Raw genomic sequence first — 12,771 nt, forward strand, 5'->3', positions numbered from 1 at the left:
AGATGGCAAAGGTGACTGTATTGATTATTGACAGTTTTGGAATCGGGGCAATGGAGGATTACGTCAACAATGGCCCCTCTGACTGGACGGCAAATACGTACAAGCATATTCGCGAAACGAAGGGAGATCAGTTGAAGATCCCTTTCTTGTACCAGTCCGGCTTAGGTACATTGGTCGATCAGCAACCTCCACCGGAAAATGTCTATGGATCTGCCAAACTGGCACATCATGGTGCAGACACGTATCTTGGCCATCAGGAAATAGCGGGAAGCTGCCCGAAAAAATCCACGAAACGGCTGATGAAAGATATTCATTCTGATATGAAAGTGGCTTTGGAGGAAAAGGGGTACAGTGTAAGCTACCCTTTGGAGCATTCCCCTGTGCTGCTCGTAAATGACGCAGCAGTTGTGGCGGATAATCTGGAATCTTCCTTGGGAAACATTATCAACGTAACGGCAGATTTTCAGAAAATGCCTTTTGAGGAAGTAAAACGTCTTGGTGAAGTGGTAAGGGAGAATGTCGACACCTCTCGGGTGATCGCATTTGGGGGTCCCCATACATCGATTGTGCATATTTTATCCTGTGTGAAGGAGAAGCAAACGGGACAATGGGGCGTAGACACGCCGCGCGCGAAGGTATACGGAGAAGGTTACCAAGTCTACCATATGGGATATGGAGTAGATATCGGGAGACAATTTCCGAAGATTGCCGCTGCCCATGATCTGCCAGTTTACCGGCTGGGAAAAACGGCAGATGTGCTGCACGGTGACGGTCCGAAAAATCCGATTGTTAACACAGGAGAATTGCTGGAGACGGTGAAGAAAGAATATCAGCAGGAGAACGAAGATGCTGCATTTCTAATTAATATTCAAGAGACAGATCTGGCCGGCCATGCAGAAGATACGGACTGGTATTGCCGGTTATTGAACCAGACGGATGCCTGGCTGCAAGGGGAATTTATGCCGCTCATGCAGAAGGATGATATCTTAATCATTATGGCAGACCATGGCAATGACCCGACGATTGGCCACGCCAACCACACCAGGGAATATGTGCCAATCCTGATTTTAGGGAGAAAAGTAAAACCTGTTTCGATCGGAACGCGTGAAACGATGGCAGATGTTGGCGCCAGCCTTTGTGCCTTTTTTGATTTGCCGGAAACAGCGGAGGGAGAGAGTTTTCTAGATCTGATTTTGGACAGGTGATAATTGAATGAATGCAGCGGTTTGCTTTAGGGCGAGTCCGTTGTATTTTTTTGTTATGTAATCGTGGGTTGAGCCAGAATTCATTACTAAGCAGCGATTTATGATCGTTAGATATTTTACTGTAAATAAAACCGAAATATTAGTAGAATTAAAAGTATAAGAAAAAGCAGGAAGAGAGTTGATTACAGCATGGAATTCACTGACTTCACAGTAGCTCAAGTGAGAATAGCCAGACCAACAGACAAATTTGAAGAAACTATTGAATTCTATGTCCATGGTTTAGGATTGAAAGAAATACAGCGATTTAAAGGGCATAGAGGGTATGAGGGGGTGATTATTGGATTGCCGGATATTAATTACCACTTGGAATTCACCCGTCATATTGATGGAAGTCCATGCCCTGCCCCTTCTAAAGATAACCTTTTAGTTTTTTATATAACGAATAAAGAAGAAATCATTACAGTATATAAACGCTTGCAGAGCATGGGGTATAAAGAAGTTGACCCAGAAAACGGTTACTGGAAAGAACAGGGAATTACAATAGAAGATCCTGATGGCTGGCGAATTGTATTAATGAATAGGTCGTATGAGTAGGTAGCTAAGGTCAATAGAAGAATAACTACCTGGAGGAATGAATTATGTGGAAAAGAATCGAATGTCTTGCAATTTACACAAAGGACATTGAGAAATCCATAAATTTTTATCAATCGTTAGGTTTAACCAAAGCTTGGGAAACCTATCAAGACAAGGAAAAACAATGGAGGCTTGTCGGAATGCGATTTCCTGAGGGTAATTCAGAGTTAGTATTAAAAAACAACCCTGATTTGAACTTTGCCGAAACTGAAATTGTCGTGGAAGATGTCATGAAGACTTACGAAAAGTTAAAATCCAATGCGGAAGTTCAGTGGATTCGTACGCCATTTCCTAATTCATTAGGAGGACATGTTGCGGTAATGAAGGCACCGGATGATAATGTTTTTGTATTAGTGGGGAAGTAGACAGCTTTTCTTCAATAAATGTGCTGTTAAATACAATGCTATAATGAGAGGAATGGTTTGACTAATGAAGAAGCTGACAATGACTCTATTTTTTACTATTGCTTTATTTATGCTCGTAGGATGCGGTAGCGATACAAACGAAGAATCTACAGCTGATGCTTCAGAAGATGGCTCTGTTGCAGAATCAGCAGAAGGAGATACAACTGAAACAAATGAAAGCACATCAACAAGTGAAGCAGAGGAATCAGACACTGACAATGTAAATGACACTTCCTCGGCTGAAGCTGATACGGATAGCTCGGCCACCGAAAATAGCGACATGAATGCAGACAATAAGGAAGACAAAGATCCACTATCCGAGTATTCCAGTGAACAAATCGAATACGCCCGGGTTTGGCTGCAGCTTGGACCAAATCAAGAGTTAGAAGAATTGTATGTTAAACATATTCCGGCTGATACACCACTTAATCCTGAGGATGAAACCAGTGCCAGTTATCCGGAAGATGTGATCCAGCTATCAGGCACTCGCTTAGTATCTGGTTCAGTTACTTACAGTGGTAATGGAGATGGCACGGTTAATGTTTACAATGTTCCTTTACGGTGGGATGGGCAGTACCCTGCAGGGAAAGAATTTTATTCAAATATTATTGAGAATACAAAGCTGGTGTCCATTGACCCAGGTGACGATGAAGAAGTCATTGAATTAATTGAAGTTCTAAATGCTGATTAGAGGATATAGAGATTATTTACACCTTGTCTTTAATTAAGGCTAATTGTACCGGGAGTGAAAATATGCAATTTCGCGAGTTTGGTTTGATATTATTTGTTGAACATTATGAGGAATGTATTGCTTTTTACAGGGATATCTTACAGCTGGAAGTGAGAAACGAAAAAGAAACACTGGTTAAATTTCAACTTCCGAACGGTTATTTAATGGTTGAACAAGGAGGTGCAGAATCAAAACAGGAAAAGACAAGAGAACAAAATCCAACTGTACTGCGATTTGATGTGGAGTCCTTAATTCCAATTGTTAATCAATTAGAAAAACGTGGTGTTCAATTTTCAGAAAGAACTTTAAAATTTGATTGGGGTACCATTGCTGTTTTCAATGACCCTGATGAAAATCGGATTGAATTGGGAGAAATCAATGGTTCTATTAGCCAACACCTTAAACAAGACTATACATAAGCAGCAGACAATGAGAGCACATTAGTAGAAGAAACTGCTCTCGCCAGCTGCTGCAGCGGAAAGACAACAAGGACGAGGGGAAGATCATTTGACAATAGAGATTGCACAGATAAATGTAAGAAAAATAAACATGCCATTAAAGCACCCGTTTACCAATAGCCTTAGCACACTGAACGATCGAGAACTGCTGATTACAGAGGTGCTGGACAAGCAGGGAAATCGTGGATTTGGCGAGGGGGTGGCATTTTCCGCTCCATGGTATACGGAAGAAACAGTGGAAACGAGCCGGCATATGATTGCCGATTTTCTGATCCCCAAACTGCGAGAACAGCCACTTAGCCACCCGGATCAAGTCTCCGGTCTGTTTGCATCGGTCCGCGGAAACAACATGGCGAAAGCAGCTTTGGAAATGGCAATATGGGATTTGTATGCTAAACAGCTCGGGCAACCGCTTGCTAAAATCCTTGGCGGAGAAAAGCAGGAAATTGATGTCGGTATCAGTCTGGGTATGACGAATACCAGCAAAGAACTGCTCGAAACCATAGCTCATTATCTCAAAGAAGGATACAAACGAATCAAGCTGAAAATCAAGCCTGATTGGGATGTGGAGATACTGCGGCAAGTTCGGGCGCGTTTCCCTGACTTACCCATCATGGCGGATGCGAACTCTGCGTATACTATGGCAGATCTATCCCATTTGCAGCAGCTGGATTCACTTGGCCTCATGATGATTGAGCAGCCGCTGGGACATGACGATATTGTAGACCATGCCAAATTGCAGCAGATGATGAAGACACCGATCTGTCTCGATGAAAGCATTCGCTCCCTGGAAGATGTGAAAAAAGCGCATCAGCTGGGAAGCTGTCAAATCATTAATGTGAAAATTGGCCGTGTCGGTGGTTTGACAGAGGCGAAAAAGATTCATGATTACTGCCGCGAACATGGCATTGATCTGTGGTGTGGCGGTATGCTGGAATCCGGCATAGGCAGAGCGCATAATATCGCGCTCACAACACTGCCGCAGTTCACCTTGCCGGGCGATACGGCAGGCTCATCCAGATACTGGGAACAAGACATCATCCAGCCGGAGGTGACCGTCGAGCATGGTGTCATTCATGTCCCGGACAAGCCAGGGATCGGCTATGACATCGATCAAGCTGCATTGGACGCCTATACAACCGACCTGCAGTCCTTCGATTTTTAAAACATAATCTGCAACAGGAGGCAAGGAAATGTATAAAAACTCGGAGAAATTCATTGCCTCATTCAACCGGATTGATAAACAATTAAAAGCCGAACTGACGGATAACACAGAAGTAGGATTTTCCAAAGCGGTAAAAATCCTGCAGCATCACCATGCCACTGTCAAGCACTACAGGGATCAGCTGCTGGAATATGCGGAACTCCGGAATGCGATTATCCATAACCGGGTGGAGATGACGTATGTGATTGCCGAGCCGCATGATTCCGTGGTTGAGGAGGTGCTGGCCATTGAGCAGGAGCTCCACTCTCCAAAGATGGTAAAAGATTTTGCCGTACGGAAGGTTTACACATTTCAGGAAAACGATACAGCGGAAGAAGTGCTTCATCTCGTGCAGCAACAGGCAATCTCCAAATTTCCGGTATATCGGGATGGTGCGTTCACCGGGCTTTTGACACAAAAAGGAATTACCAGATGGCTGGCGAATCAAATGGAAGGAGCAGTTCTCCCCTCATCCGAGACACCACTGGGAGAGATGCTCCGTTACGAAGCAAATGACAATTACAAGTTTGTAGACAAAGAAATGACGCTGTATGCTGCGGCTGATTTTTTCAAAAAGCAAATCGGTGCTGGCAGGCGGCTGGAGGCACTCCTGATTACGGATAAGGGTGAACCTGATGAGGACATCTGCGGCATTATGACTGCTTTTGATATGCTGGATCTATAAAAAAGCGGGCAGTCCTTGGACTGTCCGCTTTCATCTGTCATCAATATTCCCATACATCCTGAGCAGTTTCTACAATGAAGCGCAATTTCTCCCATTGTTCTTCTTCGGTTAACTTATTGCCATGATGTGTGGATGCAAAACCGCACTGTGGACTTAAAGCAAGCTGCTCCAATGGCACGTGTTGGGATGCTTCTTTGAGTCTTGCTTTAATCGCTTCTTTTTCTTCCAGCTCTCCGCTTTTCGAAGTGACAACACCAATCACCACTTGCGGTCCACCTTTTGGAATATGCTCCAGTGGTTTGAAGTCGCCCGAGCGTTCGTCATCATACTCAAGGAAAAATCCATTTACTTTCTCTTTAGCAAAAAGTGTCGGTGCAATATGGGCATAGCTTCCTTCAAACGCCCAGGTTGATTGATAGTTCCCTCGGCAAAGGTGTGTCGTAACGGCTAGATCTTCTGGTTTATTTTCCAGCACCCCATTGACTACGCGCAGTGCCAGGTCAATCAGCTGCTCCCGGTCATAATTGCTGTCATTGAACGGTATCTCCGGAGCTGAAAGCCCTGCGATATAAACATCATCCAATTGCAGGTAGCGCACACCCGCGTCATAGAAGGCTCTTAGTGCATCCTGATAGGCTTTGATGATATCCTTGGCATATTCCTCAATGTCCGGATACACAGATTCATCACGAATCCCCGCATTAAACAGCTGATTCGGACTTGGAATCGTCTGCTTGGCCACTGCCCGTCCGTCAACAATTTCATTAAACTCGATGAAATCCTTAATAAACGGATGATCCGGATTAAAGGAGATTTTCCCGGTATTGCGCACATTGTACTTTTCCGTTTCCACACCTTCAAATTGGTAGCCCTGATCCGGCACATATCCTTCAAAGCCATTCAAATGCTCAAGAAAATCCAGATGCCACCAGGTACGGCGGAATTCCCCATCGGTCACCGCAGACAGCCCAACCTCAATTTGCTTATCGACAATCCGCTTGATCTCGGCTGTTTCTATTTCACGCAATTGCTCAGGAGAAATAGTCCCTTCTTTAAATTCTTTCCTAGCCTTGTGCAGGTTGTCCGGCCGCAGCAGACTCCCCACGTGATCCGCCTTAAATGGAGCCTTGATTAATGTTTTTGTCATGTCCATCCCTCTTCCTTTTTTAAATTTTTTCCATCAAAAAAACCTCTTCTTGAAGATAAGAAGAGGTTTGGCTCATGAGTCAGGTTCTCTTCTTATCTTCAAGCGTTAAACGCTTCTGGAATTGGCACAGTACTCTGAATGAGTCTGTTGCCGAGGCTTCAAAGGGCCAGTCCCTCCACCTCTCTGGATAAGAAAATTGCTTATTCAATTAATGGTTAATTAACAGATTACACGTGAATGTTTGAAAAGTCAAGAGGAAATTTCATAAATGAGCCTTCATTTTAATTTGGTTTCGTTTTCTTCTGCGGAAAAGTAAATAAATAACAGTTAAAACAAAGAGTGATCCTAATAAGTATAAATAGATACTTTCGCCCGTATTATTAGTACTTTCTAACGTAGTGTTATCTGATATTAGTATAATTTCTTGAGCCCTTTGAATCGGGGGTTATTCTGGAGAACGAATTTATACCTTTTAACAACGAAATAATGATATGATAATACATATATTGTGGGGATTTTACGCTGAATTGGCAAAACGCCCCTTATTTCAATGAGGGATAAATGCCAAGGTCTTATGAAAAAATAAAAAATTCAAATCTCTCCCTTCCAGAACATATATTTGGTATAATGGATATAAGGAGGTGAAAAGATGGCTACGCAAACATTTCTGGTGAAACTAAAAAAATTAACCAAAAAGAAACATCAACAGTTTTGCTATGAACAATCAGAATTTGCGGATTGCGTGAACCATTGCGTGGAACGCATCCAAAAAGGAGAAAAGCTTTCATCTAAAGAAGTGAGATTTAATTTGAAATCTACCATTAAAAATGAAGCTATTCGAAGAGCAAAAAAAGCTATTTCGGATTATCGTAAAGGATTGGCTAAAACCATCCCCACATTTAGAAATTCAATCGGAATTAAAATAAATAATCAAAATTGGAACAGTGTCAGGAAAAATGGGAAATGGTATATTGCCTTCACTACAAATAAAGGGAAGAAAACGTTGCCCATTGTGGAAACAGCCGATGGCCAAATGTATTTTCCATTTTTAACACCGAAAAATCGTGAGTTTAGAGGTACAATAGAACTTTTGAGAAAAGGAACCGATTGGTATGTTGCGATTCCCATCCAAGTAAGTTCTGAATTGGATTTGGAAGAAAAGCATAAAGGAGTCAAAGAATCCATGCAAGATTATACATTCATCGGTGTCGATTTGGGACTTCGACACATTGCGGTTCTTTCCGAGCCACTAAGCGGAAAACGACAACTCTTTTCCGGTAAAGAAGTCGGTTATATGCGACGACACTTTCGTTCCCTGCGACGTTCACTAGGTAAGAAGAAGGCACAGCGCGCCATAGAACGTATAGGTAAAAAAGAAAGCCGTTGGATGAAAGATTATAACCGAAAATTAGCAAAGGATATTGTTGACTTTGCTCGTCAATTTGATCATCCAATGATTAAATTGGAACGTCTGGATGACATCCGTACTACCTGCCGAAGCATGACGAAGACGGAGAAATCCATCCATTCCTGGCCCTTTTATCAATTAAAGCAATTCATTAAAGAACGAGCTGCGAAATTCAATATTCCTGTGGTAGATATCAATCCTTTTAAAACAAGTCAAACTTGTTTTGATTGCAAACACGCTGAAAAAGGGAACCGTAGTCAGGAAAAATTCAAGTGTAAAAAATGCGGCCATGCAAGCCACGCTGACTTAAATGCTGCAAATAATATAGCAGTTAGCACAACCTTGGCGGCGTAATACAAAACAGTCGTGAGACTACTTTGTATGATAGACCAAGTACCCACCAGGTATAATTCTGGTTCAAACATGCAAGACTGTTTCTCTTCGCATGGGGAGCCCCGAGTGGCACGGGGTATAGTGGTCATAATGACGACGGGCCAGAAATGGAACAACATGATGACTGTCGGGAGATAGCCATCCCGTTAGAATGAGCCATTACCACGCCTTATATAAGGTGTATCCTTAGGGGATGCTCGGTATTTTAATGCAGAGAGGATGTCACCATGAATTTTGTGTCGATTGATTTTGAAACAGCTAATGAAAAACGCTTTAGCCCCTGTGCCGTCGGTGTGGTGGTTGGAAATGAACAGGAGATTCTCGATGAATTTTATAGTCTCATAAATCCGCTGACAGAATTCCGTTCATTTAATACATATATTCACGGCATCAAAGAAGCGGATGTTGCAGACGCTCCCACTTTTCCTGAAGTTTGGGAAGAACTGAAAGGATATTTGGACAGGCAGCTGGTCATTGCACACAATGCCAGCTTTGATATGAGTGTGCTGAGACAGACATTGGACCGTTTCGATTTGATTTATCCGGAGATGGACTATTTATGTACGGCAAATATCGCAAAAAGAGTATGGCCGAGCTTAGAAAACCATAAACTAAACACATTGGCCGCCCATCATGAAATTCGATTTGAGCACCACCATGCCCTGGAAGATGCCCGTGTTGCGGCAAAAATATTCATGAAGCAGCTGTCCGAGCATGAACATTCATCCGATGCATTGCTGAAATATTGCCGGATGACGAAAGGGAGCATCTACGAGCGCGGCTACACAGCACCGAGATCCAGGCCGGCAAAGAAAAAGAGCAGGCGGATTTACTTTTAACCTTTGAAAGGATGGGGAAATTTTGGCTGATATAAACTACGAAATTGCAGAACAGCTTGGCGTGCTGTCCGAGTCTCCCAAAGGCTGGACCAAGGAGTTAAATAAGGTGAGCTGGAATGGACGCGCTCCCAAATATGACCTGCGCGACTGGGCGCCAGGCAAGGAGAAGATGGGGAAAGGCATCACACTGAGTGATGAAGAAATACAGCAGCTGAAACAATTGCTGCAGGATAAGGTTTAGAAGGAGGAAATACATATGAACAAGCGACGCTGGATTGCGCTTTTGATAGCAGCTGTCTTATTGGTTGTTTCCCTGGGCTGGCAAGCGGTGACCAGTATAGCAACCGCGGATTTTGAAGAGATTTTCAGCCTCCAACAGCAACAGGAATATCAAACGGAAGTGGTGGAAGAGGGATCTCCTGCCAATAAAATTGCTGTAATGAGGTTGAACGGCGTCATCCAAAATACAACGGGCAGTCCGCTGAACACGGCCACCTATAATCATACCCGTTTTCTCGATATGATGGAGACAGCTGCTGAGGATCCGACGGTAGGAGGGATTATTCTCCGAGTGAATACACCAGGCGGCGGGGTAGTGGAAAGTGCTCAGCTGCATGACCAAGTCGTAGAGATTCAGGAAACCTATGAAAAGCCGGTATATGTGTCGATGGGCAATACGGCAGCGTCCGGCGGGTATTATCTGGCAGCTTCTGCAGATAAGATTGTCGCCCACCCGGGAACGCTGACCGGTTCCATTGGCGTGATTATGCAAAGTTTTAATGTCTCGGAACTGGCAGATAATATCGGGATTGATATGAATACGATCAAAAGCGGGGAATTCAAGGATATTATGTCGCCAACCCGTGAAATGACCGAAGAAGAGCGTGAAATCTTGCAAACAATGATTGATGATATGTATGCTGACTTTGTTCAAGTGATTGTGGAAGGCCGCGACATGACGGAAGAACGTGTGCGGGAACTTGGCGATGGCCGGGTATATACGGGCTCACAAGCGCTGGAACAGGATTTGGTGGATGCACTTGGCAATCTCGAGGATACGATTGCCATGATGAAAGAAGAGCAGGGACTGGAAAATGCTCAAGTTGTGGAATACTCTCAAGGGCTCGGATTGAATCAGTTTCTGGGAGGAGCGGTGCAGGCCTTCACTGGCGCAAATCCCGACATCGATAATGTAATCGAGATGGTAAGAGAGTCCCATACACCGCGTGCGATGTATTTATACTCGGAATAAGGAGGTGCCTAAATGAGTGAAGAAGTAGTCGAATATCAGACAGCTGTTCAGCCAGGCACCCAGGTTTACGCGGGGTTTTGGATGCGGTTTTGGGCCTATTTGACGGATTTAATTATCGTTGGTGCTGTTAATGGGATTATCCTCAGTCCGCTGGTATTTATCGGGGATGGGGAAGATGTGACATTAGGTTTTTGGACCTTGTCCGGAATTTTGGCCGGGATTGTGTTTTACCTTTATTTTTTGTTGATGACCCGATTTTTTCATCAGACACTTGGTAAAATGATTTTTGGTCTGAAGGTGATCCGCAGGGACGGGGGACCGCTAAGCTGGAGTGATCTGCTGTTTCGTGAAGTGGTTGGCAGGTTCGTTCATCGTGTGATACCGATTTTTGCTGCAGCTTATATCGTTGTTGCTTTTACCCCGGAAAAACAGGGGCTGCACGATATGATTGGCAAAACACGCGTGGTTTTTGCCAGATAGGGTGAACAGGGTGTTTCGCATTGCGCGGGCATCCTGTTTTTTGTTTGCTTTTATTTTCTGTCTGAATTAAACTAAGACAAAGAATATTCAGGAGGGATGAGGGAGATGGATATGAATACCAATACAACGGAACTGGGGAAATTGCTGGAGCGGGTGAGAAGAAATACATTGGGGGATCTGCTTGCCCGTACTCGGGATCGTATGCCGGATAAATTTGCAATCGCTTACAATGAAGAGCGGCTCAATTATGCGGAGCTGGATGACCGGGTGAATCAGACAGCACACGTTTTTTTGACAGATGGTATGAAAAAAGGCGATATGATCACCGTGATGTCGAAAAACAGCCTGGATTTTGTCGTGGTCAATTTTGCGCTGGCCCGCATTGGTGCAGTAATGATTCCGATTAATTATATGCTGTCAGCGGAAGATGTGCAGTATATTTTGGAACATGCGGAGGCAGATGGGTTTATTGCTTCAGAGGAATATGCGCCGTTGCTTGATCAGACTGCGGGAAGATTGGCGATCAAGCATCGTTATCTGATGGATGCAGATGAAATTGCAGGGGCCCCTTTGCCAGCATGGACACCATTGTCTGTCGCCAGAGAGGGGCAGCCGGGCCACTTTGCAGAAGCGGAAATAACTGATGACGATCTGGCTCATGTGCTGTATACGAGTGGCACGGAGTCGCGGCCAAAAGGGGTCATGCTTTCCCATAAAAGTCTAATCAGCGAATATGTCTCAAGTATTGTCGATGGAAAAATGGGGGCGGAGGATGTCTGTATCCATGCCCTTCCGCTCTATCATAGTGCACAACTGCATGTATTCCTCGGGCCAAGCGTTTATGCGGGTTCGAGCGGGATCATTCTTGGTGCAGCAAGCCCTGAGCTTATCCTGGAAACGATCGAAAAAGAAGGGGCAACCCAGCTGTTCTGCCCGCCGACCGTGTGGATCGCTCTCCTGCGTCATCCGGATTTTGATAAGCGGGACTTGTCCACATTGAGGAAATGTTATTACGGTGCGGCCATCATGCCGAGGGAAATTTTGAAAGAGCTGACCGATCGCTTGCCAAACGCCCAGTTCTGGAACTTTTACGGACAAACGGAAGTGGCTCCATTGGCGACCGCTTTGCAGCCGGAGGATCAACTGCGTAAGCTTGGCTCTGCAGGCGTTGCGACATTAAATGTCCAGACGAAGATTGTAGATGATGCGGATGTAGAGGTGCCGCGCGGAGAGGTAGGGGAAATTGTGCACCGCACCCCGCATGCCATGAAAGGTTATCTGCATGATCCGGAGAAAACGGCAGAAGCTTTTCGCGGCGGCTGGCTGCACAGCGGAGATCTCGGTGTCATGGATGAAGAGGGCTACATCACGATCATTGACCGGAAAAAAGACATGATAAATACAGGCGGTGTCAATGTATCAAGCAGGGAAGTGGAAGAAGCCATTTATCAGCTGGAAGGCGTTTCAGAAGTGGCGGTTGTGAGCATTCCGGATGCATACTGGATCGAAGCAGTCACTGCGATTATTGTACCAAAAGCAGATGTAGAACTGACAGAGGAAAAAGTAATCGCCTTTTGCCGGGAAAAGCTGTCCTCCTATAAAGTACCTAAACATGTGGATTTCACTTCCGACCTGCCAAAGAATCCGAGCGGCAAAGTGCTGAAACGGCAGCTCCGGGATCAATATAAAGAGCAATAGGTAAAATGGAGTGCCACTGTAACGATCGGTGCTCCTTTTTTTATAGAATAATATCCTAAAATGCAGCAAAACTATAATTGGAGGTGGTCACAGTGGCGAAAAAACAAAGCAGAGACAAAAAAACGAACGGGAATAATAGCATGAATCCCCAGGGCTTAACGGAAGATACGGCAGATCAGCAGCCCAAATCCCAGCTTGAACAGCGGGCGAAAAAGAAGAATACCAAGATTTAAGA

Annotated in this window: 15 protein-coding genes and 1 riboswitch; of the genes, 14 read left to right on the top strand and 1 reads right to left on the bottom strand. The window is 44.5% G+C overall.

Annotated features, from left to right (window positions below):
* Nucleotides 1-2: 2 nt before the first annotated feature.
* The 7 genes from CEG13_RS07745 (at nucleotide 3) to CEG13_RS07775 (ending at nucleotide 5,319) form a co-directional block, all read left to right on the top strand.
* Nucleotides 3-1,205: a phosphopentomutase gene (locus tag CEG13_RS07745; protein ID WP_100011304.1), complete on the top strand. Its 1,203-nt coding sequence runs from the start codon at nucleotides 3-5 to the stop codon at nucleotides 1,203-1,205.
* 189 nt (nucleotides 1,206-1,394) lie between these two features.
* Entirely contained in the window at nucleotides 1,395-1,799 is a 405-nt protein-coding gene (locus CEG13_RS07750; protein ID WP_100011305.1) for a VOC family protein, read from the top strand.
* 44 nt (nucleotides 1,800-1,843) lie between these two features.
* Complete coding sequence (locus CEG13_RS07755) at nucleotides 1,844-2,203, top strand: VOC family protein (protein ID WP_100011306.1); 360 nt, start codon at nucleotides 1,844-1,846, stop codon at nucleotides 2,201-2,203.
* A gap of 64 nt (nucleotides 2,204-2,267) precedes the next feature.
* Nucleotides 2,268-2,933: a hypothetical protein gene (locus tag CEG13_RS07760; protein ID WP_100011307.1), complete on the top strand. Its 666-nt coding sequence runs from the start codon at nucleotides 2,268-2,270 to the stop codon at nucleotides 2,931-2,933.
* Between the two features lie 62 nt (nucleotides 2,934-2,995).
* Nucleotides 2,996-3,391: a VOC family protein gene (locus CEG13_RS07765; RefSeq protein ID WP_100011308.1), complete on the top strand. Its 396-nt coding sequence runs from the start codon at nucleotides 2,996-2,998 to the stop codon at nucleotides 3,389-3,391.
* Between the two features lie 88 nt (nucleotides 3,392-3,479).
* Nucleotides 3,480-4,595, top strand: coding sequence for an o-succinylbenzoate synthase (menC, locus tag CEG13_RS07770; protein WP_100011309.1), 1,116 nt, complete (start codon nucleotides 3,480-3,482; stop codon nucleotides 4,593-4,595).
* A gap of 28 nt (nucleotides 4,596-4,623) precedes the next feature.
* Nucleotides 4,624-5,319 (top strand): CBS domain-containing protein, encoded by a 696-nt coding sequence (locus tag CEG13_RS07775; protein WP_100011310.1) that lies wholly within the window; start codon nucleotides 4,624-4,626, stop codon nucleotides 5,317-5,319.
* Between the two features lie 40 nt (nucleotides 5,320-5,359).
* Here the strand turns inward: CEG13_RS07775 and CEG13_RS07780 are convergent, their stop codons facing one another.
* Entirely contained in the window at nucleotides 5,360-6,466 is a 1,107-nt protein-coding gene (locus CEG13_RS07780) for a 5-methyltetrahydropteroyltriglutamate--homocysteine S-methyltransferase (RefSeq protein ID WP_100011311.1), read from the bottom strand.
* Nucleotides 6,467-6,555: 89 nt separating this feature from the next.
* Nucleotides 6,556-6,660, bottom strand: a riboswitch (SAM riboswitch).
* Nucleotides 6,661-7,115: 455 nt separating this feature from the next.
* Between CEG13_RS07780 and CEG13_RS07785 the strand changes: the two genes are divergently transcribed.
* The 7 genes from CEG13_RS07785 (at nucleotide 7,116) to CEG13_RS07815 (ending at nucleotide 12,769) form a co-directional block, all read left to right on the top strand.
* Nucleotides 7,116-8,228, top strand: a complete 1,113-nt coding sequence (locus tag CEG13_RS07785) for an RNA-guided endonuclease TnpB family protein (RefSeq protein WP_100011312.1) — start codon at nucleotides 7,116-7,118, stop codon at nucleotides 8,226-8,228.
* Between the two features lie 266 nt (nucleotides 8,229-8,494).
* Complete coding sequence (locus CEG13_RS07790) at nucleotides 8,495-9,106, top strand: 3'-5' exonuclease (protein ID WP_100011313.1); 612 nt, start codon at nucleotides 8,495-8,497, stop codon at nucleotides 9,104-9,106.
* Between the two features lie 22 nt (nucleotides 9,107-9,128).
* Nucleotides 9,129-9,347, top strand: coding sequence for a YdbC family protein (locus tag CEG13_RS07795; protein WP_100011314.1), 219 nt, complete (start codon nucleotides 9,129-9,131; stop codon nucleotides 9,345-9,347).
* Between the two features lie 15 nt (nucleotides 9,348-9,362).
* Entirely contained in the window at nucleotides 9,363-10,358 is a 996-nt protein-coding gene (gene sppA / locus CEG13_RS07800; RefSeq protein ID WP_100011315.1) for a signal peptide peptidase SppA, read from the top strand.
* A 12-nt stretch (nucleotides 10,359-10,370) separates the two neighbouring features.
* Nucleotides 10,371-10,838, top strand: coding sequence for an RDD family protein (locus tag CEG13_RS07805; RefSeq protein ID WP_100011316.1), 468 nt, complete (start codon nucleotides 10,371-10,373; stop codon nucleotides 10,836-10,838).
* A 105-nt stretch (nucleotides 10,839-10,943) separates the two neighbouring features.
* Complete coding sequence (locus CEG13_RS07810; protein WP_192869525.1) at nucleotides 10,944-12,536, top strand: acyl-CoA synthetase; 1,593 nt, start codon at nucleotides 10,944-10,946, stop codon at nucleotides 12,534-12,536.
* A 92-nt stretch (nucleotides 12,537-12,628) separates the two neighbouring features.
* On the top strand, nucleotides 12,629-12,769 hold the full coding sequence (locus CEG13_RS07815; RefSeq protein WP_100011317.1) for a small, acid-soluble spore protein L: 141 nt from the start codon (nucleotides 12,629-12,631) through the stop codon (nucleotides 12,767-12,769).
* Nucleotides 12,770-12,771 lie beyond the last annotated feature (2 nt).

Source organism: Lentibacillus sediminis, from assembly GCF_002763455.1.
Classification (GTDB): Bacteria; Bacillota; Bacilli; order Bacillales; family Amphibacillaceae; genus Lentibacillus_D; species Lentibacillus_D sediminis_A.